This is a genomic window from Gelidibacter salicanalis (genome assembly GCF_016469035.1).
In the GTDB taxonomy this organism is placed as follows: Bacteria; Bacteroidota; Bacteroidia; order Flavobacteriales; family Flavobacteriaceae; genus Gelidibacter; species Gelidibacter salicanalis_A.
On sequence record NZ_JAEHJZ010000039.1, the window covers coordinates 1 to 23,812 of the forward strand.

Annotated in this window: 13 protein-coding genes; 6 read left to right on the forward strand and 7 right to left on the reverse strand. The window is 37.9% G+C overall.

Annotated features, from left to right (window positions below):
* From JEM65_RS15940 to JEM65_RS15960, 5 genes are all read right to left on the reverse strand, one after another.
* The coding region (locus JEM65_RS15940) for a glycoside hydrolase family 20 zincin-like fold domain-containing protein (RefSeq protein ID WP_199601619.1) at nt 1–230 on the reverse strand (230 nt) is incomplete at its 3' end.
* Nucleotides 231–397: 167 nt separating this feature from the next.
* Nucleotides 398–2,062 carry a beta-N-acetylhexosaminidase gene (locus JEM65_RS15945; RefSeq protein ID WP_199601621.1) on the reverse strand — a complete coding sequence of 555 codons (1,665 nt, stop codon included), beginning with the start codon at nt 2,060–2,062 and terminating at the stop codon, nt 398–400.
* A 284-nt stretch (nt 2,063–2,346) separates the two neighbouring features.
* On the reverse strand, nt 2,347–3,303 hold the full coding sequence (locus JEM65_RS15950; protein ID WP_199601623.1) for a M20/M25/M40 family metallo-hydrolase: 957 nt from the start codon (nt 3,301–3,303) through the stop codon (nt 2,347–2,349).
* Complete coding sequence (locus JEM65_RS15955) at nt 3,300–5,015, reverse strand: beta-N-acetylhexosaminidase (protein ID WP_199601625.1); 1,716 nt, start codon at nt 5,013–5,015, stop codon at nt 3,300–3,302. The genes JEM65_RS15950 and JEM65_RS15955 overlap by 4 nt, the downstream gene beginning before the upstream one ends.
* Nucleotides 5,016–5,044: 29 nt before the next feature.
* Nucleotides 5,045–7,132, reverse strand: a complete 2,088-nt coding sequence (locus tag JEM65_RS15960; RefSeq protein ID WP_199601627.1) for an alpha-L-fucosidase — start codon at nt 7,130–7,132, stop codon at nt 5,045–5,047.
* A gap of 660 nt (nt 7,133–7,792) precedes the next feature.
* Between JEM65_RS15960 and JEM65_RS15965 the strand changes: the two genes are divergently transcribed.
* Entirely contained in the window at nt 7,793–10,402 is a 2,610-nt protein-coding gene (locus JEM65_RS15965; RefSeq protein WP_233530693.1) for a sodium:solute symporter family transporter, read from the forward strand.
* A 13-nt stretch (nt 10,403–10,415) separates the two neighbouring features.
* Here the strand turns inward: JEM65_RS15965 and JEM65_RS15970 are convergent, their stop codons facing one another.
* Nucleotides 10,416–11,201 carry an Fpg/Nei family DNA glycosylase gene (locus JEM65_RS15970; RefSeq protein ID WP_199601629.1) on the reverse strand — a complete coding sequence of 262 codons (786 nt, stop codon included), beginning with the start codon at nt 11,199–11,201 and terminating at the stop codon, nt 10,416–10,418.
* Between the two features lie 159 nt (nt 11,202–11,360).
* Between JEM65_RS15970 and JEM65_RS15975 the strand changes: the two genes are divergently transcribed.
* On the forward strand, nt 11,361–11,789 hold the full coding sequence (locus JEM65_RS15975) for a GNAT family N-acetyltransferase (RefSeq protein WP_199601631.1): 429 nt from the start codon (nt 11,361–11,363) through the stop codon (nt 11,787–11,789).
* A 128-nt stretch (nt 11,790–11,917) separates the two neighbouring features.
* Here JEM65_RS15975 and JEM65_RS15980 read toward each other — a convergent pair whose 3' ends face one another.
* Nucleotides 11,918–16,000: a hybrid sensor histidine kinase/response regulator transcription factor gene (locus JEM65_RS15980; protein WP_199601633.1), complete on the reverse strand. Its 4,083-nt coding sequence runs from the start codon at nt 15,998–16,000 to the stop codon at nt 11,918–11,920.
* Nucleotides 16,001–16,288: 288 nt separating this feature from the next.
* Between JEM65_RS15980 and JEM65_RS15985 the strand changes: the two genes are divergently transcribed.
* Genes JEM65_RS15985 through JEM65_RS16000 form a run of 4 tightly spaced genes read left to right on the forward strand, consistent with a single transcriptional unit; the run spans nt 16,289 to nt 23,627 of the window.
* A complete protein-coding gene (locus JEM65_RS15985; protein ID WP_199601635.1) occupies nt 16,289–17,647 on the forward strand; it encodes a Gfo/Idh/MocA family protein in 1,359 nt (452 codons plus the stop codon).
* Between the two features lie 39 nt (nt 17,648–17,686).
* Nucleotides 17,687–20,758: a SusC/RagA family TonB-linked outer membrane protein gene (locus JEM65_RS15990; RefSeq protein ID WP_199601637.1), complete on the forward strand. Its 3,072-nt coding sequence runs from the start codon at nt 17,687–17,689 to the stop codon at nt 20,756–20,758.
* Between the two features lie 8 nt (nt 20,759–20,766).
* Complete coding sequence (locus tag JEM65_RS15995) at nt 20,767–22,593, forward strand: RagB/SusD family nutrient uptake outer membrane protein (RefSeq protein WP_199601639.1); 1,827 nt, start codon at nt 20,767–20,769, stop codon at nt 22,591–22,593.
* 20 nt (nt 22,594–22,613) lie between these two features.
* Nucleotides 22,614–23,627 (forward strand): discoidin domain-containing protein, encoded by a 1,014-nt coding sequence (locus JEM65_RS16000; protein ID WP_199601641.1) that lies wholly within the window; start codon nt 22,614–22,616, stop codon nt 23,625–23,627.
* Nucleotides 23,628–23,812 lie beyond the last annotated feature (185 nt).

Here is a 23,812-nt window from a genome sequence, read left to right on the forward strand (position 1 = left end):
ATGGTGATGCTTTTTGCGGTGACTTCTAAAGTATAGGTTTCACTTGCAAGTGTTTCGTCCTCGATAAACACAACGCCGTTTTCATCTTTTGTATCGATGATGTTTAGCGGAAAACCTGCTGCCTTTTCAAGTAAATCTGACAAATATTTGGCGGCTGGCTTTTGACTGTTATTACCAACAGAGATTTTGATGTCCTTTGAAAACGTATAACTGCCTTCTGAAAGATACATCGAGGATGGTTTGGGAACAATGGATATTTCANNAGAGCGAGGAACGAGTGACGAGAAATCTTATAATACTATGATTCCTCTTCGTGCCTCATTCGGAATGACAAACTATTTTCAGAAAAGAATTTCATTCTTTTGTTTAAAACTATGGATTTCCAATCCATAGTGGTTTATTTTTTTTCGGCTTTGGCTTTTTCTTCTGCTTCAAGCTTGTCAGAATCTTTAAAATAATTGATTCCTACACTGTCCCAATGCTGTTGCATTTTTTTAAGAGCGACTTTAAAACTGTCATAATCTTTGTTTTCCAACTCCGTCCAGCCCACTTCAGCATAAGCCGCTATTCTTGGGAATGTTTGTCTTTCAACATCAGCATGTGTTGGGGTCCATTCACTCCACATTTGAGCTCCCGTACCATAAATGTTTTTGTGATATTGCACATCCAATCCTTCCGGGATAGGGTCAAAATCATATGCTTTTTTCAAAGGGATGGACGTGTAGCCATAATCCAAATACGTGCTACTATGTAATGAATTTACAATGGCATACCCATTTTTAGCAGCATCAGATAATAATTCCAAATCGCCTTTCCAGAAATGAACGATTACGTTTTTAGCCAATTCGGTTTCGGCTTCTTGGTCTCCTTTCTTTTCAGCAAAATCGGTATGAATGTTTTTTCCTAAAATTTCATTCCATCCCATCATGCGTCTGCCATTGTCTCCAATATATTGAGAAATTTTATTGGTAAAATCAATTTGTAAATCAGCAGGTGTATTGATATTGTGTTCTTTCATGTATTTTTGAACCGAAGCAGATTTCTCCCACACTTCATAACCTACTTCATCACCACCAATATGGATGACTTCAGAAGGGAACAATTCGAATAATTCAGTCAATACATCCTTAATAAATGTAATAACTTCAGGTTTAGTAACGTCATAATTATCATAAAGACGCCCGAATGTGACTGGGACGTCAATATCGACACCAGCAGTTCCCAACCATGTGTAAGCAGCAATGGCTGCACTGGAGTGACCTGGCATTTCAAATTCTGGAACTACGTTAATGTTCCGTGCTTTGGCATAAGCAACAATATCTTTTATTTGCTCTTGAGTGTAGAATCCACCGTGTGGTTCACCTGAGGTTTTTCCACTTTTCCAAGTTTCAATTTCAGTGTCTGCACGAAATGCACCAACTTCAGTTAAGAGGGGATATTTCTTTATTTCTACGCGCCAGCCGGCATCATCAATCAAATGCCAATGCAAAGTGTTCATTTTTAACAACGCCATTTGGTCAATCATTCTTTTAGCGTGTTCCTCGCCATGAAAGTAACGTGAATCGTCAATCATATAGGCACGCCATTTAAAACGCGGACTGTCCTGAATTGTAACTGACGGAATTAAATAGCTAGTGTTTTTAGTGCCTTCACCAGTTTCAATGGCTACCAATTGTTTTAATGTTTGTACGCCATAAAAATAGCCCGCAGCATCATTAGCTAAAATGCGTATTTTTTTTGGTGTAACCGTAAGCTCATAAGCCTCTGGCCCTAAGCTTTCATTTTGTTCAAAAGTGATGCTGGCGTCATTACTGTCACTTGATGTGATGTTTTGACCTGAAGTTTCTGCCAAATACTTTTGTAAATCTTCAGCGGCCGTTTTTTGGGCGTCATGATTTGTAGACATCGTTTGATCAGCAGTGATCTTAAAAGAACCTTCATTCAACTTTAAAGAATTGGGTTGCGGTAGTACGGCTATTTCAGATGCCGTAAAGGATTTTGTTTTTACAGCACAATTTGTTAAGGTAAAGAGACCGATTAAAGTAAATAAAATAAATTTCATTATTTAGTGTTTAGGGATTATAGGTGAATTCAAATTTTGTTCAAAAAGTTATAATGTTAATTGATTGTTAGCGTTGCACTTATTATATATTTTTTCATCGTTTTAAGCTATTACGGTCAATTTGAATAGCCCTAAGTTTTACTTTCTAATTCTCAAAAAACAATCTGAAAATATATGAACATAAAGACAGTTTTAAAAATCATTTCGACGTACGACTACGCTACACAGTTGGAGGCATTTAAGGATATTCATTTTATGTGTTTTCATGATGATTACCGATGACTCTAATCTTGTGGAATAAATTCCATCTTATAATTGGTAGTTGCAAGTTGCATTATTGCAGTATATATGAAATCGCTGACCTGTTTGTGTCCAGGGAAGTTGATTAAATCGACTGTATCTTCTGGTCTATGGTATTGTGGATGCGCCCCCGTATGAATTCCCAAAACAGATAAGCCCGCTTTGTAAAATGACACATGGTCAGAACCACCAACGGAGCCTGCATGCACCACCGGAGTTAAACCTAAAGATTCTCCTAAATTTTGCAGTAAGGCAACGCCACCAGGAAACGTACCAGCGCCATTCATATACACATGATTAGCAGTATTGAGTCTGCCCACCATATCCATATTGATCATTAGTTTAATTTGTGTAAGCGGCACTAATGGATTATCTACAAAATATTGACTTCCTAATAAACCTTGTTCTTCTGCACCAAAGGCAATAAAAATAACGCTGCGCTTTAAGCTTTGTTTGTTAGCGGCTATCTTTTCGGCTATCTCTAACAAAGCAGCGGTGCCACTAGCATTATCATCCGCACCATAATGAATGGTGTTTTTTTGATCTGATTTGGAGGAAGGCCCACCCATACCCAAATGGTCATAATGGGCACCTAAGATTATGTATTCATCTTTTAATAACGGATCAGTGCCTTCAACAAAAGCAACAACATTAGAAGTTTTTACTAGTCGTTTTTCAGGTACTCCTTTGGCCACACGTAATTTCGCCTTAAATTTCTGTCTATAAGATTTCCCTAAAGGAAGAAGGCCCTGCTTTTTGAAATCTTTCTGAATATAGCTTACCACAGCACGGTTGGCTTTAGTGCCGGGAAATCGGCCCGCATTTTTTTCAGAAGCTAAAAATGAAATATGATCTTTTAGCTCATTCTCCGTGATGTCAGATTGCGAAAATCCACTAAAGCATAAAGTGCTTATTAGTAAAAATAGGAGTGTTTTTCTCATGGTTTTGTTTGTTGTAGGGTGTCTTTTTTGGATTCAAAAACGTGTTTCGCGTAATTCAAATCCATAGCGTCGTATCGGTGTTTCATCGTATTTAAACGCAATTTGAAATCGTCCCAATTTCTGGCCTCTTTTTGAGTCCAAACCACTTCTGATAAAGCAGTCATTCTTGGTAAAATCATATATTCTACATCATCAGTAGTGTCCATATACTCGGTCCAAACATTGCCTTGTGCGCCTAAAACATACGAGCTTTCTTCTTCTGATAATTCATTGGGAACAGGCTCATAAGCATACACATCTGCCACCGTTGTTTTTCCGCCTATGGCTAAAGGCTCATTGTCTTTATCTTCAGTTTGATAATGATCAAAATAACAAGAATGTCCCGGAGTCATAATAACATCGTGATGCTGTTTGGCTGCTTCAATTCCACCTTTTTCACCTCGCCAAGACATGACTGTAGCATTTGGTGCCAATCCACCTTCCAAGATTTCATCCCAGCCAATGATTTTTTTGCCGTTGGCATTCAAATATTTTTCAATACGCTGGATAAAATAACTTTGCAATTCATGTTCATCCGCTAAATTATTGTCTTTTATTCGTTTTTGGCAATCGGGACATCTTTTCCAATTGGATTTTGGACATTCATCACCACCAATATGGATATATTCTGATGGGAATAACGGAATTACTTCTGCTAAAACATCCTCCAGAAATTGGAATGTTTGTTCATCTCCAGCACAAAATACATCGTCAAAAACGCCCCAAGTTTCCTGTACAATTTTTGGGGTGCCGTTGGCTTGAGCTTCTTTTCCGGCTTTTGAACCCATATCTTTAGTAACTATTGTAGGTTCTTCAGGAAAACAGCTTAAAAAGGGATAAGCGGCAATAGCGGCGCTGGCGTGGCCGGGCAATTCTATTTCTGGAATGACCGTCACATGTCTTTCTGTAGCATACTTTACAATATCTTTCACCTCTTCTTGCGTATAGAATCCGCTATATTCCGTTTCGTCATTTCCTGTACCGGGGTGATGGCCTATAATTGTACCATATCTTTTTGAACCTATTTCGGTTAGTTTTGGGTATTTTTTAATTTCTATGCGCCAGCCTTGATCTTCAGTTAAATGCCAATGGAAGGTGTTCATTTTGTGCATTGCCAATAAATCGATATATTTTTTAATGAATGCCACAGGAAACATATGTCGCGCAACATCAAGATGCATGCCTCTGTAGGCAAATCGTGGATGGTCTTTTATCTCTACTGCTGGAATGGTCAAGTCTGATGTTTGCTGGGTTTCAGAATTGCTTGACACTGGTATTAATTGGCGTAATGTTTGAATGCCATAAAACACACCCTTTGACGTTTTGCCTGAAATAACAATGTTGTCATAGGTTACGGAAACTTCATAGCCTTCTTCATTTTCAATAGCGTCATCAATTTTCAACTGGATAGTTCCAGACGTGCCTGATTCAAAATCAATAGTGGCATTGGTAAGAAGACTTAACATGTCTGCCAAATAATCGCCCTCATGTTCTAATCCAGCAGCTGCAGAAACGGTAGTTTTTGAATCTACTACAAAACGACCGGTTTGCATTTCTAAAGACTCTGGTTTCGGAATGATTTGATAATCTGAAGTCGCATTTTGATAGTCTTTATTCGGATTGTTGCAGGCAAAAAACAGAATGGAGATAATTAGCGCTAATGAAATTTTCATGTGAATAGGTTATTTAATTTATAATAGGATTATTTCGTGATAACGCCAATTTCAGCAATAAGGGCGTCATCTTTATCATTCATTATTTTATTGGCTACCAGTCTGATATATCTTACAGAAGTAGCTTTTGAAAATGTGATTTTCTGTTGTATAGGATTCGCGATAATATTCGAAAACTCTCCTTCTGATAGTGTCGTCCAATTTTCACCATCCATGCTTCCGTAAAAGCTATAATGTGTAATGACGCCAGAAACCCATCGGCCTTGGGTTGGCGTATAGGTAAAACCTTTAATGGCCGTTGTTTCTCCTAAATCAATACTATAATTGGTTAAGGTTTGTGTATTGACGGACCAGTCTGTTAACGGATTTTCATCAATAGCTTGATCTGTAAGTGAGACACCTTGAAAGGTTGTGATTTTCCAAAGTTTTTTACTAATGTCAAAGCTTTCGGTGATGACGTCACTTTGGCGCTGGGTTGCCGGATCTATTGAAAACGTTTTTAAAGTGGTGGGTTGGTCAATAGCGATGGGAGCTAGATATTTAGAAGAGGACGTGCTTGGTTCCTCGCTATTTAAAGTATAGTATATTGTTAGTCCATCTTCTGGAGTTTGGAGACTTACTAATCCCTGCTTGTTCCTGCTCATTTTAGGAACGTCAACAATTAATGGTGCATGATAAACAGCGATATTTGAGATTATAGGACTGCCTTTTGCACCTTCAATATTCAGCCTGATTTTTGTTGCTTTGGTATCATCAAGTCTTAAAATACGTTTATAACCTATGGTCGTTTGATTATCTAAAGTTTTCCAAATACCATCAATTTCAGCATCTAAAGAAAATTGGGTCACACGTTGTCCTAACGGGATGTATTCCTGAACTAAGAATCTATTAAAAAGCGTTGGTTTGCCAAAGTCGATGGTGATGGATGCATTAGTGATATCATCATTAGTAGTCCAATATGTGGTTTTATCGCTATCTACTGCTCGATCTGACTTATACCTAGATGTGTTCCCACGGGTATGGTTAGCCGAAGTTTTTGCGTTCAAAGCCAAATTAGTTGCAAAATCTTCTTTTAATTGTGCCATTAATTTTTTGAGTTGTCTTTCGTCATTTTCGTGAACCAAACCTCTGCGGTCAACCGGAAGGTTCAGTAGTAGCGTGCTATTTTGACCAACCGATTTATAGTAAATTTCCAATAATTCCTTCAAAGTCTTCACCTTGTTGTCCTCTGATTTGTGATAATACCAACCCGGCCGGATGGAAACATCGGCTTCGGCAGGCACCCAGTGTGTACCGTTTTCTTGGCCCATGGCGTATTTTTTACTGTATTCTGGCATGCCGCCATAAATGGAATCTCTTAACAATGGAGACCAAGTGGTTTCATAAGCATAACCATGTTCATTGCCTACCCAACGTGCATCGGGTCCACTGTCACTCCAAATAATAGCGTTAGGTTGTAATTTCCGGATTAAGGCAATGGTGTTTTTCCAATCGTAATAGGATTTTTTATCTACGGTACGGATCTCTCTGGCGCCGCCATAATAACCATCGCCACCATTGGCACCATCAAACCAAACTTCAAAAATGTCGCCATAGTTGGTTAATAATTCGGTCAGTTGATTTCTAAAGTATTCAATATATTCAGGTTTGCCATAATCGGGGTGATTTCGATCCCATGGCGAGAGGTAAATCCCCATTTTAAGCCCATATTCCCTGCAGGCTTCAGCCAATTCTTTGACCACATCGCCTTTGCCGTTTTTCCAAGGCGAATTCTTTACGGAATAATCGGTATATTCTGAAGGCCATAAACAAAATCCGTCGTGATGCTTATTGGTTAAAATGAGTCCTTTCATGCCAGCTTCTTTGGCTATTCTTGCCCATTGTCTTGCATCTAATTCAGAGGGATTAAATAAATCTGGCGATTTATCGCCATAACCCCATTCGTCATCCGTAAAGGTGTTAATGCTAAAATGGATAAACCCGTAAAACTCCATGTCTTGCCATGCCAATTGCTGGTCACTCGGTGTAGGGCCTACAGCTTTTGGTGGTGGTACAGATGCACACGATTGACATAGGATGATGAGCAAGACTAATGCGGAATTTTGAAGATAGGCCATGTTGGGTTTTCTTGTTGAAATGTTTTGGATGCATAAGATAAGGCTGAACGTAAACAAGCATTGTAAACCGTGGCTAGTAAGCATCTGACTGATGAGGCTAAAGATAACAATAATAGGGAATGGAGCCACCTATGCTTTAAAGGAGTTGTAGTCGTAATTCGTCAAAATGGGGTATTATTTAATCAATAGAATAGTCTACGCAAAAATCTAGAAAGAAAACGGATCGAAATCGAGGCAAGTGAGGGGATTGAATTTTAAAATTATAAATTCTGAGATCAATTATTGGTACATTGAAACCGCTTAGAGAGATTAAAATGCGGACTGTTGGATTGGTATCAACTGCGTCTTGTTGGTTAACTTATTTTATAAAAATCGAAGCGCAAGTCCAATTAATTTAAAAGTTGAATATTCCTTGAAAAAGAGAAACGAAAATAGCTTGATCAAATAAGATGGGTTAACTTCAAAAAAAGCCGTATATCGATTAATATGTAATACATAATACAATTAATCTTATTTTATTAACTTAGCGACGTGATTTAATAATGAATACTATCCGTTTTGCTTCATTTGTAATCTGTTGGAGCTGTGAAAAACGAATATAAATTTAATGATTACGTCCGAATTCGAACGAATTTTTAATAATAAAGTAATATTTCTAAAATGAAGAAACTCCAAAAAGCGGTCCTCTTAATTGCAATCATGCTCACGTGTTTGCCATTATGTAGTCAGGAAATATCCAAGTTAGATCGTTCAGAATTGCCGGCTTTGCCAGCGGTTAATAGCACTAGCGAATCCATTGGATATGCAGGGATGTTGGGCGGGGCTCATAACGGTGTGATTTTGGCTGCCGGAGGCGCTAACTTTCCGGAAGGCAAGCCTTGGGAAGGTGGTAAAAAGGTATGGAGCGCGTCTGTTTTTATTTTAGAACATGGACAATGGCGACTCTCCACAACACAATTGCCTATGCCTTTAGGGTATTCAGCCTCCGTTAGTACGGCTCAAGGCGTGTTATGTATTGGCGGTAATAATGAGGGTCTCATAAGTGATAGCGTATTTTTATTGGCTTATAATAAGGTCTCCAAAGAAGTTGATATCACTAAATATCCGAAGCTTCCGGAGCCATTGGCATTTACGTCAGCAGTAGTAGATGAAGATTTTGTGTATGTTATTGGAGGTAATTCTAAGGATGGTAGCACGAATTCATTTTATAGATTGTCTTTAAAAGGTAAGCAAAATTGGGAGCGATTAAAAGATTTTCCGGGACGTCCTAGAGCGCTACATACAACCGCGATACAAGAAACACAAACCACCAAAAAATTATTCGTTATTGGTGGTCGCTCGGAAAGTCCAGGAAAAAAATCGGAGGCCTTAACCAACTATTTATCTTATGATTTTAAAAATAAAGTTTGGGCTGATGAGGGAGATTTGTTAATTAAAGATACACCACGCGTCTTAATGGGCGCTTCAGCCGAGGTCATGGGGTCCATGCACATAATGGTTTATGGCGGTAGTGACGCTGTGCTTTTTGATGAATTGGAAACGATAGGACGGCAACTGGCTACAACGCCCAATGATTCTACAGCCACTGCATTAACCTCCAGACGTGATGGCATTTTAAATAATCATCCAGGATTTTCAAAAGATATTTTGGCTTATAATACCATCACTAAGAAGTGGTTTGTTTATGATCAACTAACTACCCAAATCCCGGTAACCGCACTTGCCTTTAAAAACAACGGCGATTTTATTATTGTCTCGGGAGAAGTGTCTCCAGGGATTCGAACATCAGGCTCACAAAGCTTTAAGATTGCTGATGCGGCGCATCCTTTCGGAGTTCTGAACTATACAATTCTTGCTCTGTACTTGCTAATATCTGTACTGATTGGGCTGTATTTTGCACGAAAACAAAAATCAACGGACGATTATTTTTCAGGTGGTGGCAGGATCCCTTGGTGGGCTTCAGGCTTGAGTGTGTTTGGAACCTTATTGAGTGCCATTACCTTTATGGCCATTCCTGCTAAAGCATTTGTGACAGATTGGTCCTTCTTTTTTCTAAATATCACCGCAATCCTTATCACGCCACTTATCGCATTTGTGTTTATTCCATTCTTTAATAAGCTTAAGATAAAAACGGCTTATGAATATCTTGAAGATCGGTTTAATTATACAGCTCGTGCTTTTGGAAGTTTCTCTTTTATCTTATTTCAATTAGGCCGGATAGGCATCGTATTATTACTACCATCTTTGGCCATTTCTATTGTGACGGGCATCCCTGTGGAAATCAGTATTTTAATTATGGGCGTGCTTTGTGTATTCTACACCACCTTTGGAGGTATTGAAGCCGTGATTTGGACCGATGTGATGCAGGTAATCGTGCTGCTCGGCGGTAGTGTTTTGGCGGTAGCGTGGATCATGCTTCATACCGAAACCTCCTTTGGAGATATGATTACGTACGCTTCTGAACGGGATAAATTCAATATAGCCAACATGAATTTTAATTTTACTGAATCGACGTTTTGGGTGGTGTTTATTGGTGGACTCGCTTCTGCAATGGTGACCCAAGGTACGGATCAAACCATAGTACAACGGTATTTAACCAGTAGTAGCGTTAAAGATTCTCAAAAAACACTCTATACCAATGCTGTGCTGACATTGCCGGCAACCATTATCTTTTTTGGGATTGGTACCTTATTATTTATGTTCTATTCTGAAATGCCTGGCAAACTGTCTCCAGCGATGTCCAATAACGACTCCATTTTTCCGTGGTATATTGTCAGAGAATTGCCGATGGGGGTTTCAGGTTTGTTGGTAGCCGGGATATTTTCTGCAGCCATGTCCAGTATCAGTAGTAGTTTGAACTCTGTGTCTACAGCCTATTGCAACGATTTTCATATGCATTTTAAGCCAGGGGTCAATGATCATAAATTACTAAAAATTGCCAGGATTGTAACCGTGGTAACGGGTGTGCTTGGTGTGCTTTTAGCACTATGGATGGCCAGTTCTAATATCAAATCATTATGGGATCAATTTTACCGATTCTTAGGGCTTTTTACAGGCGGACTAGGAGGGATGTTCCTTTTGGGGATGCTTACCAAACGTGCTAATGCTACAGGAACTTTAATGGGCTTGGTAGTGAGTGCGCTGTTGATATGGTATATTAGTGTGTTTACGGAAATCAACTTTTTAATGTACTCCTTCTTTGGGGTGGCCTCTTGTTTTACATTCGGCTATATATTCAGTTTGTTTTTTGGAAAACCTAAAGTTAGATAACAGATAATTAGAGTCAATCAAGCACCTGCCACTTTGGAGAGAAATAAGTAGATCTTCCGCCAACTTTGATTTTTTCGATGTTGGCATCGGTGTGAAAACAAGGTTCGCCTTCTTTTCTACGGTGGATTAAGAAGTCTTCCGGAAAATCAGGGTGATGGGCATCATTGGCAATGGACACTTCTATGACGTTTTTCATGGCGTTGAAAACATGTTCAATGTCTTGAGTGCTCATGTCGGGCACTTTTTGCATTGGATGGATTTGTGCTTGGTACAAAATTTCATCCGCCATCCAATTGCCAATGCCGGCTGCCACACTTTGATCCATGAGGACAGCTTTTATATAGGTTTTTTTCAGGCTTAAGGAGGTTTTAAAATCCTCCAAACTTAAATCTCGGGCGTCATCGCTTAAATTGCGTTCCGCTTTATAAGCCGTAATAGAATCAATTAAATCCCACCAGCCAAACTTCCGCTTGTTTTCAAATGCGAAATAAAAGCCATTTTCAAAACTGAGCACGATATGACCGAACTTTGGTCGGTCTTCTTTTTCCTTATAATAATTGGGTCTCCCGGTCATTCCGAAGTGCATCACCAGAGTTTTTTCGCCAGAGGTTTTAATGAACAGATATTTTCCGATGCGTTGGGTTTCGGTAAATTCATTGCCGACCAGATATTTTTCAAATTCAGATTTTGAACTTTTGAGGAGTCGGTTATCACGACATTCGAACGATGTAATGGTCTTGAGCAATGCGGTGTTGTCAATATAAATTTTATAACCCTCAACTTCTGGTAATTCTGGCATACTATTTAATTTTAGACCTAATTTAATTAAAAAACTTCGATGAGTCGTCTCGACTGAGCACTTACTTTCGTCTTTGAAATCGCCGATAATTTATTATCTTCAACCCAATCAAACTGAATCATAACACTACCAAACAAATAAACCTCTAAATTTTAGTCTATGAAAATCTATAAACTCACTTTGGTAACGGATGTTGTAGTAGAGGCATTTGCCAATTTAATTCCGCAACTTGCTCCTAGTTGTCAATTGCCAACAAAAGAAGATTTAAAGGCTATCGTGAACTCTAAACATACCCTGCTTTTTATGGCGGAGGAAAATAATGAGATCTTAGGCACCATGACGCTCGTATTAAATAAAATACCTACAGGCGATAAAGTTTGGATTGAGGATGTGGTGGTCGATCAATCAGCCAGGGGTAAAGGCGTTGGCGTAAAGTTGATTCAGTTTTCAATTGATTACGCTAAAACCGAAAAGCTAATGAGCATCAACTTAACGTCTAGTCCTGATCGCGTTGCTGCCAATCAGCTTTATCAGAAATTAGGGTTTATTCAAAGAGAAACCAACGTTTATAGACTGACTATAAAATAGTACATAAAAACGGTGGCTAATAACGGATATAGCGGTGTTACTTAATTGTGATCAATAACGCCCACTCTTCCGCCTCACCATTAGATGATTTGCGTCGTCTTATAATACATCAAGAACTTCAAGTTGCGTTAAGATTTTACTTCATGCTTATTTAAGTACTCGTCAACACCTGTAGCTAGAGCGTCGTTTTTAAAAGCTATCGGATTTTTCTTAAAGTGTTTTTTAAAGCATTTTGAAAAGTACTTCGGATCATTGAAACCTGTTTTAAAAGCAGTTTCCGAAACAGTATACCCATGTTTAGTGATTAAAATAGCGGCTTTTTTCAGACGCAAAATCCTTACAAAATCAACTAGGCTATGGCCTGTTAAAGATTGGCATTTTCTATAAATGCTTGAATAGCTCATGTTTAAAGGCGCGACCAGATCTTCCATCTTAAAATTAGAGTCCTCCAATCTTAAGTTAATATGTGACACCAAATTTTCAAGAAATAGTTCATCTTGAGATTTCTCTATAAAGTCTTCAGGTCTCGAAATGACTTCTTTGCGGTATTTGCTGATGATATATTCTTTAGAAATTAAAATATTTTGAATTTTCAGCAGCAACTCATTGGTGTTAAAAGGTTTGTTAATGTATTCTATGGCGCCAGATTTCAATCCTTTCAGTTTTGAATTTGTGGAATTTTTAGCGGTCATTAAAATAACAGGAATGTGCTTTGTGAGCTGATCTTCTTGAAGTAATTTGCTCATTTCAATACCGTCTAATTCTGGCATCATGATATCACTTAAGATGAGGTCAGGTAGGTTGCTTTTGGCGTAATAATAGCCTTCGTTACCATTCTCAGCTAAAATTATATTGTAATGATGTTCCAACAATTCCTTTAAAAACAACTGTAGGTCTAGCGTGTCTTCCACAATCAGAACTGTTTTTTTTAATATATTGGGATCGTTATGGTCTATTGATAGTAACTCCTCTTCCATTGTGTCATAGGTAGCTTCATCTTCATAATCTACAGTAATCCGTTCCGTATCGGTATAGACGTCATCAGTTACTGGGAAAGTAATGGAGAATGTTGTACCACTTGTTTTGGAAGATTCTACTTCAATGGTTCCCTTATGCAAATCAATGAGCTCTTTGGTTAGCGCTAGTCCGATACCGGTGCCTTTATTTTTTTTACCGATATGAGACTGATAAAAAAGCTCGAAAATGGAGTCTAACTCTTCCTTGGCAACGCCTGCGCCAGAATCGCTCACTGCGATTTTCACCATCTTATTTAAATTGACAGGAGTCACTATCAATTGAATATTGCCTTCTCTAGGGGTGAATTTAAATGCGTTGGAGAGCAAATTGTAAATAATGTGCTCAATTTTGTCCTTATCATACCAGGTGTCAGTTAAATTTTTAGGACTATTGACGGTAAAATCTATATTCTTTTTTCGAGCTAATTCATTAAACGAACGTACAATGTCTTCAACGTTATCGTGTAAATTATTTTTCGTAACCATTAATCTTAACTTGTCCAATTCTTTATTCCGGACCAAGGTTAACTCATAGGCTATTTTAGAAAGACGCCTTGCGTTGTAGGCAATAATGTTGAGGCGTTGTTTTAGAAGTAAATTGCCATTTTTTTCAGCTTTGATAATCATATCCTCGATAGGGCCTAAGATCAATGTTAATGGGGTTTGAATTTCGTGAGACATTTTGGCGAAAAAGTTCATCTTTAATTGATGCAGCTCATTTTCATTTTTGTGATTTATTTTTTCTAAATACAAGTTCTTTTTCAAACCATACCAGCGTCTGATGCCATAAATAATTAACAAACCAACACATAGGTACAACACCCACGCAATGGGTTTGTTCCAAAAAGGTTTTTCAATGTTAATGGTGATGCTTTTGGTAGGCACGTCCCATGTATCATCCTTCGTGCCAGCTTTTACTTCAAAAGTATAGTTGCCGGCAGGAATATTAGTATAGGTTGCGGAACGGTCATGATGACTAAGTATCCAATCTTTATCAAAGCCTTTTAAGCGATAGGCGTAATAATATTTGGGATGTAAGACATTATCAATAGCAGCAAATCGGAAAGCAAATGAGGATTCATTATGCTTCAATTTTAGGGTTTTTAGCTTACTAAAACCTTCTGTAATTTGATCTGGCAATAACACGTTGGCCGGTTGATTAAGGACTTCAATGTTATTAATTTGCAGAATGGGACGGGATTCTTTCTTAAATAAATCTTGAGGGTAGAAGTAATTAAAACCCTTCAAACCTCCAAAATAGAGCATGCCTGTATGGTCTTTAAAGGCACTTCTGGACAAGAACGTATTATCTTGTAGTCCGTCTGTACTGTAATAGGTTTTTATAATTGAATCATGTGTTTTAAAATTTATAATGCCATCAGTAGAACTTATCCATAAGTTGTCATCTCCAATGTTGATCACTGCCGTTAGTGATTTGTTGGAAATTGCCGATAATTCTTCAAAAGAAGAGAATACGCTACTATTGGTGTCATATTTTAATAACTTTCCGGAATCGTCTATAAGCCATAAGCTATTATAGGCACCTTCAGCAATGTGTTTGATGCCTCTAATTCTATCCAATTCAGAATTGCGAATGGAGCGGTCAATAAATGTTGAGGCGTTCAATTTATTATAATTTTCATTAAACTGAAATAAGCCTCCACCAACAGTGCCCAACCACAATTTCGCATCTTGTGATTCAATTATACTCTGTACAATTAAACCTTTTAAGTTGTTAGTGTTATTTTCAAAAGAAGCCAGGAGTACGAAATCATCGTTGTAAATGTTTAAACACGTGTTAGAACCAACCCATATGCGGCCCTTTCGATCTGTATATACCGTTCTCACATCAGAGGCTTTCTGGTTTTTTACATTAAAGACAGGACTATTTTTAAATTGTCTGGCTTTTGCATCATATATCCAAAGACCATTTTTATAAGTACCTACCCAAATATTTCCCTTATTGTCTTCTGCTATGGTTTGTATATAAAATCCCTTATTTGTAATCGGATCATTAAAAAAAGTCTCTTCTTTAATGATATCATTACCATTAAATGTAATTTTTGTAAGTCCTGATCCGTCTGTGCCCGCCCATAAAATGTTGTCAGAACTTTTTAAAAGACTTAATATTCTGTTCGGATATTGTTGATCAGAGCCTTCATGATAATTAATTGTGTTGGCTGCATTGGGAAGAATGTTGAGGTTACCATAATTTGGTGTAATCCAGATGTTTTGGTGATTGTCTTCAGTAATATGAAGAATCGTATTACTACTTAAAGAAAACTCATTGCGTGTTTGTTTCATAAAAAGAAGGACATCGCCAGTTGTCAAGTTGACTTTGTACAATCCGCCGCCATCTGTTCCTGCCCATAAAAAATCATTGCTGTCAATAAATAGGTTTAAGAACAATTCGCTTTTTATATTGTGATAATTGCCTTTAAAAAATGACTCTTGAATAAAGGTCTTGCTAGGGATATCATATAAGAAAAGACCTTTTGTTTCAGTACCAATCCAAAGTCTGTCATAAGTATCAGTGGTCAGAATCAGGTCTTCGGGGTAATTATTAAAGGGTGCATCTATATATTCTAGTGTTTGGGATGCTAATGAGTAAAAAAGGATATTACCGTCTCCAGTACTAATAAATAGGGTATTGGAGGCTCCAACTGCAAAATCCGTGATTTTTGTAGATCTGTGGTATAGATCGGGAATGGTCGTAATGAGATCCATCGTGCCATCTTTATAAGCGTAAATCGTTCCTGTGTTGGTCATAATCCATAAACTGCCATCTCTTGAAGTCATGACACTGACCCGCTGATTTTCTAAAAGAGGAGTCAAATCTTCAAAGGTACCTTTCTCGGCATTGTATCGGGTTAAAAATCCTTGATACGTTGACAAATATATGTTTTGAGAGGTGTCAGTAATCATATCCTTTATAATTGCTGCACCATCGGCTTTAGGAAATATTCTTTTACTAGGGATCAGACTGTAATTATAGCCATCAAAGACGTAAATATCTCCTTTTTGAACCATCCAAATATTTCCAATATTATCTTGTATGGTTTTGGTGACGGCAATGGGCGTATTATCCGATGAAGGCGAAATATGGGTAAAGTTAATATGATTTTGGGCTAATGATAGGTGCATTACTCCTAAGAAAAAGTAAAAAATGGTCCATCGGTCTCTCAATTGGTGCATAACTAAGTACTGCGTTTTTAATGAAAGGTCTAAAATAGCTTATAAGTGTTAATATCTTCAGAGATTTTTGAATTTAATCTCATTAAATATAAAACTATGTGTTGAATAATGATGAGATGTGTAATAGTAAAAAAGAATGCGAAGGGGTATAAAGTGATCAAATAGGAGTAAATTTTGAGCATTTCAGTGATAATACTGTTAAACGCTGAAAATTTGCCCCTCTTTTTATAACATAAGTTTCACATTTGGGAATAGAATAATTTAACGAAACATTAACTATTAATTAATATGGGTTCTAGAAGGGATTTTGTAAAAACTACGGCGTTAGCTGGAGCTGGGCTTTTTATGTTGCCAAATATATCGTTTGGAGCCATGACAGGTGAGTCCGATCAAAAATTGAAAATCGCTTTTATAGGTATTGGAGAAAGAGGCATTATGCATTTAAGTAATGCTATGTATAGAAAGGATGTTGAAGTTACTGCAATTTGCGATGTGGACCCTAAACGGATTGATATAGCTTTAAAAATGATCTCCGATAGAAAATTTGCTAAGCCCTTAGTTTTTGATAAATCAGATAATGACTACAAAAACCTGCTCGATTTAAAAGAGGTAGATGCTGTAGTGATTTCAACACCTTGGTTATGGCACACAAGAATGGCGGTAGATTCCATGAAAGCTGGTAAATACACCGGTCTAGAAGTTTCTGCGGCCAATACCTTGGAAGAATGCTGGGATTTGGTGAACACACACGAAGCAACAGGATCGCATTTGATGATTCTTGAAAATGTAAACTACCGTCGCGATGTTTTAGCCGTATTGAATATGGTCAAACAAAATGTTTTTGGAGAGTTAGTGCATTTTAGATGTGGCTATCAGCATGATTTACGTGAGGTAAAATTCAACAATGGCACGCAACCCTATGGCGGAGGTGTAGAATTTGGTGATAAGGGGTATTCTGAGGCAAAATGGCGCACACAACATTCGCTTTTAAGAAATGCTGATGTGTATCCAACCCATGGCTTGGGCCCAATAGCCGTAATGTGTGATATTAATAGGGGCAACCGATTAATGTCATTAACATCACATGCTTCAAAAGGTATCGGACTGCACAATTATATTGTGGACAAGGGAGGAAAAGATCACCCCAACGCGAAGTTAAAATTCAAGCAAGGTGATGTCATTACCACCACCGTTGAAACTACCAATGGCGAAACCATTATCATAACCCATGATTGTAATTTACCAAGACCTTATTCCTTAGGGTTTAGAGTTCAGGGAGCCAATGGCCTATGGGAAGTTGATGGCAACCGGATTTATATTGAGGGCAAATCGAATCCTCACCGTTGGGATGCTGCCGATGAGTGGCTCGAAAAATATGACCATCCCTTATGGAAAAAGTACGGTGAGAAGGCTACAGGAGCGGGACACGGTGGCATGGACTTTTTTGTACTAAATGCATTTATAGAATCGGCCAAAGAAAATAGTGCACCGCCAATGGATGCCTATGATGCTGCAGCATGGAGTTCAATAACACCATTATCAGAAGCTTCCATAGAAAATAACGGAGAACCTCAGGATATTCCTGATTTTACAAGAGGGATGTGGGTAAAACGCAAACCTTATAATTGGATTAAAGAATCTTATTAGACTAAACAACCATGAAAATTAACTAACAAAAATTACTTTATGAAAAAATTATTTACTTTCTTATTGTTGACAATATTTGTTACCGTTGGGTTTGAGGCTCAGGCACAGAGCACTCAAAAAACCATAACGGGAACTGTAATAGATGTTGATAAAGTTCCTGTGATAGGTGCCAATGTTATTGTTGATGGTACATCTATTGGAACCATAACTGATTTTGACGGAAAATATAGTATTACAATGCCTTCTACGGCACGTTCTATATCTGTATCTTATGTGGGTTATGCCACTCAAACGATAGTCATTGGTGAGCAAAAAGTCATTGATGTCACTTTAGAAGTTGATGCTGCTGGCTTAGACGAGGTGGTGATAGTTGGGTACGGACAACAGAAAAAAGAAAGTGTTGTTGGTGCACAAGCTACTATTAAACCTAGAGAACTTAGATCTCCTACTGGAAATCTAACCACGGCAGTTGCGGGTAGAATAGCTGGAGTAGTTGCCACTCAGAGAGGAGGGGGGCCTGGTGCAGACGGAGCAACCTTATTTATTAGAGGTATTGGAACCTTTGCCAGCAGCCCACAAGCCCCGTTACTAGTAGTTGATGGAGTGCCAGATCGTGATATCAATAATATTGATCCAGAAGACATTGAAAGTTTTACAGTGCTTAAGGACGCAACAGCTACAGCTGTATATGGAACACGTGGCGCTAATGGCGTTATACTTATCAATACCAAAAGCGGTAAGATTGGTAAACCTACAATTAATGCTGAATACAATCACGGAATTACCAGATTTACGGATCTTCCAGATTTTGTGGATGGGCCAACATTTATGAGGCTTTACAACGAAGGTTTAACCATGCGGGGTAGAACGCCAACCTATACTGAAGAAGTTATTGGATTTCATGAGAGTGGGGTGGATCCGGATTTATATCCAAATGTTGATTGGTATGATGTGTTATTCAAGGATTTCGGGAGTAATGATAGAGTGACTCTAAACGTTGGTGGTGGTTCTGAATCAGCACAATATTATTTATCTGCAGGTTATTACGGAGAGTCAGGTTTGTTCAAAACAGAAAATATTGACTCTTACAATTCTGAGTTAAAGCTGAACAGGTTTAATTTTACAAGTAACTTAAATTTAAATATTACCAGAAATACAAAATTGGATTTTGGAATAAACGGTTATATCACTGATTATAACCGACCGGCTTATGGTGTGAATACTATTTTTAATATTGCTACGGCTTCTTCACCGCATACTATTCCTTCGCAATATAGCAATGGTCAATGGCCACAAATAAAAGGAACACTTCAAAGTCCTTATATGGCATTAACCCAATCTGGTGTTACCAACCAGGCCTCTAACACCATAAGATCGAATCTAAGAGTAACTCAGGAATTAGATATGGTTTTAGATGGTTTAAGCGCAACGGCCATGTTCGCTTATGACGTTAACAATAGTACTAATTTAACCCGATCAAGAAATTTGCAAACCTATTTTGCAACAGGTCGTGATGATGAAGGTAATTTAATTACTGAGATCTCAGCTCCAGGTTCAGATGAGTTAGGGTTTGAGTTGACACGTTTTGGTGATAAAAGATTTTATGTGGAAGCGGCAACAAATTATGCTCAAAAATTTGGTGATCACGACGTTTCAGGTCTACTTCTATTCAATCAATCTGATTTTAGAGATGCTTCTGATCGAGTTACTAGTTATAAGGCAGCCATTCAATATAGACAACGTAATTATGTAGGACGTGTAAACTATGGTTATGCTGACAAATACTTTGCTGAAGCTAACTTTTCCTACTCCGGTTCAGATAACTTTGTGGATAGTGAACGTTATGGTTTCTTTCCTTCCTTTGGGGCTGGATGGATTATTTCTAAGGAAAAATTCTTTGAACCCCTCCAGAATATCGTTTCTAATTTTAAATTAAGATATAGTTATGGTCTTTCTGGAAATGCGGCGGTTGATAATCCTAATTTACGATTCTTATACTTAACAACAATTGGTAACAGCGCCGGTTATACTTTTGGGGCTCCAGGATCACAACGAAGTTATGGTGGTTATAATGAATCTCGAATTGGTGGTGATGTACGCTGGGAAACCTCGTATAGACAAAACCTAGGTATTGAATTGAGCTTTCTTAATAGTGATCTAGACCTTACGGTTGAATTATTCCATGAAAAAAGAGAAGGTATATTACTCCCTAATTATGTAATCCCTTACGTTTCAGGATTTACAGTAAGTAATATTCCATACAACAATGTGGGGCGTACCGAAAATAAGGGTATAGACGTAACGCTAGATTATAACAAGAATTGGAGTGGTACAAGCTTTTTCTCTTTTAAAGGAACATTTAATTACAATAAAAACAAGGCTGTATTTGATGGTCTTCCGGAATGGAGGTATCCTTATCTAAATAGGATTGGTCAGTCAATCAGCCAGCGCTTCGGTTATATATCCCAAGGGTTTTTTGAGAGTGAAGAGCAGATTGCAAATGCAGCCGTGCAATCTGGTGATGTAAGGCCGGGAGATCTTCGTTACAAAGATCTTAATGGGGATGGTTTAATAAACAGTAATGACCAAACGGCCATTGGTTATGGAAGTGTTCCCCAAATTGTCTATGGATTGAGCTTTGGAGGAGGTTTTAAAGGTTTTGATATTAGCTTGTTTTTTCAAGGTACTGCGCTTGTTGATTTTAATTATGCAGGTGGTTTTGGAACAACACCATTTTCACAAGGTGCAAATTACGGTAACATGTACGCGACAGTCAATGATCGTTGGACACCTGAAAACCCTAACCCTAATGCGTTTTATCCAAGATTGTCCACGAATCAGGATCAAACTACTAATTACTACACCAGTACACATTGGGTTGAAAGAGCTGATTATATTAGATTAAAGCAAGCCGAAATAGGGTATACTTTTGAGGATAATAGTTTTTTAAATAAATATGCTATTCAGAAAGTTAGGTTGTTTTTGAGCGGAACTAATCTCTTTACAATTTCACCTTGGAAGCACTGGGATCCAGAACTTGGCGATGGACGGGGTGCAGCCTATCCTAATATTAGTGTTTACAACGTAGGTTTACGTTTTAATTTTCAATAAATACGACTATGAAAAATATTAAAAACATAACATTTATATCATTCAGTATTCTTTTTGTATCGCTTTTTACAGCCTGCGAAAAAGATTATTTTGATACCCAACCCGATAATCAGTTATCAGTAGATGGAATTTTTTCTAACCGCGGCCAAACAGAAACTTGGTGGGCAGGACTATTCAGTAATATCCCTGATATCTGGGATCAACCTTACAACTATCAATACGGACTAACCACTGATGAGAGTGATGCCAGCAATTGGATTAATCCGGGGATCAACAGCGGTGCTATTACTCCTGATAATACACCGTCTAATTTTCAATCACTTTATGAACGTATCCGTTTAGCAACAATTTTCTTAGACCGTGTTGATGGAAACATTGAAATATTAGAGCAGGCTGGTGGAGATCAAATTATTCAGCATTATAAAGGTGAGGCCAGGTTTTTAAGAGCATACTATTATTGGAGGATGATGAAACAGCTCGGGCCGGTTGCGTTTGCGCCACTTGAGCCTGGACAACCTGGAGATGATTTTCAAATTCCGAGAAGTACTTGGGACGAGAGTGTTGATTTTGTTTTATCTGAACTAGCATTAGCGAAATCAGATTTACCAGTAGATTACTATTTAGATGGAAATGCCGTCGATGGTACTCAAATTGGAAGAATCAATAAAATTATCGTTACCGCTCTAGAGTCTCAAATTTTACTTTACCATGCGAGTCCGCTCTTTAATGGAAATACAGAATTGGCTGATTTTAAAAATCTTGATGGTACTGTTTTATTTAATCAAGTCTATGATGCCAGCCGTTGGGATAGAGCCGCACAAAAAGCCATAGAAGCAATAGATATCGCTGAGGCTAATGGGAAAAGCTTATTCCGTGTAGAAGATTCAGATCCATTTAGGGCTGGGTTTTTATCCAGTCGCAATTTATTTTGGGATGGATGGAGAACTGAGGGAATATGGGTAAGACCTTCAAGCAGTTCCAGTCAATGGGAAATTCATGCCGCGCCACGGTCTACTGCGGGAACTGCCTATAACGGTATTGCCGTCATTCAAAGTTTGGTTGATGAATATCGTATGGATGATGGTACAAGTATTGAGGATAGTGATATCTATAACGAAGATACTTACACTGATGCTGCAACAACATATTATGCGGCTGGCACTAATGCGATGTACACCAATAGAGAACCACGTTTTTATGCGCATATTTCTTTTAATGGCTCCGATAATCCGGGCGTTGAAAAATCGGGTATTAACAATTCTCGTGTCGAATTTTTCTATTCAGGAACTTCAGGCAAGTCAGCATCGCCTAGAGACTGGCCGAAAACTGGTTATACTGCCAGAAAAAATATTCATCCTACATTTAGTGTAAATCCATGGGTGACGGTGAGCAGACCCGCAATGCTTATAAGATTGGCAGAACTCTATTTAAATTATGCAGAAGCTTTGAACGAGTCAAATCCGGGAGATCCAAATATCTTGCTTTATTTAAATAGGATCAAAACAAGAGCGGGACTACCTGAAATGACAGCTGGGCTGAGCCAAGAACAAATGCGCCAAGAAATACGGCATGAAAGACGTATCGAATTGAGTTTTGAAGGACACCGCTATTTTGATGTGCGTCGATGGAAAATTGCAGGGCTACCTGGATCGAATCAAGGAGGAGCATTCTACGGGATGGACATGAATAAAGGAACGTTTTTATCTGATCCTGCGTTCCATACAAGAACTATTGGTTTTACAAGAGCGCCATGGCAACGGAAATTTTATTTTATGCCTTACGGTCAAAATGAAATGGATAGAAATAAGCAATTGGTCCAATTCCCAGGTTATTAGAACTTAAAACTTTAAACAAAATGAAAAAAAGATATTTATTATATACATCTCTAATAGTTATACTTGGACTACACTCCTGTGAGAAGGACGCTATACCATACGAAGAGTTAACTGACAATAAAGAAGGAGCCTTAATATTTACCTCTAAAGCGAGAGGAGGTATTAAAACTCTACAAACTTTTTCTCTTGAGGAAGAAAGTTACTTAGAAAAAGATACTGTTATGTTCAACGCAGGTTTTGGAGCTTTAGGTTTGCCTGCCAGTAATATTGATGTTACTTTTTCAATCGATACTAGGGCGTTTGATAGTATTAATGACATTCGAGAACTTAATGGTGAGAAATTGTATATACCATTCCCGAGTGATGCTTATTCAATAAGTACTTTGGAATTGACAATTCCAAAGGGTGAAGAATATTCAAACTTTTCAACAATGATCTATGATCCTGAAAAATTTGACATAGACAATAATTACTTAATTGCGCTTTCCATCATAGATGCTTCAGGGTATAAAATTAATCCTGAGGTTAAAACAGCTATTTTTCGAGTTTCTGAAGTTATAATTCCTGAACCAGAACCAGATTACTATAGCAAAGATGATTGGGAAGTTATTGATTTCAGTTCAGAAGAAAGTAAAGGAGAAGGTACAAATGGGTTTGCTTCAAGAATTATTGATGGCGATATAAATACGTTTTGGCACTCTTGCTGGTCTGGTTGTACAGAAGAACAATCTACTTATCCACATCATATAACTGTGGATATGATGACTGGCAAAGAAATTAACGGGATGGAATTTGCGCAACGTCAATCTGGGTCTCGTGGAATCAACTTAATAGAAATTGAAGTTAGTGATGATAATGAAGCCTGGAGAAGCCTAGGCGAATTCAATCTGATAAATTCTGTTGCACCTCAGTTAGTTGCTTTTGAAGAATTGGAATCCTTTAGATTTTTTAGAATTATCATTAAATCAGGGCATAGTGATGGTGGAGCAGCGTTTGTAGCTCTTGGTGAAGTAAGTCCATATATTTTGGATTAATACTATAATGGATGTGAAAATGTGATTATTAGAATTACGACTTTATATATTTAAATCACTTCATAATATTTCATGTATCAGTAATAATAATTTAAGCGGTGTTTTGAAAGAGATGCCGCTTTCATTTTTTAGTATCATTTATACATGAAAAAATATTAATAGAGAAGGTCTTCATCGGCGCGTAT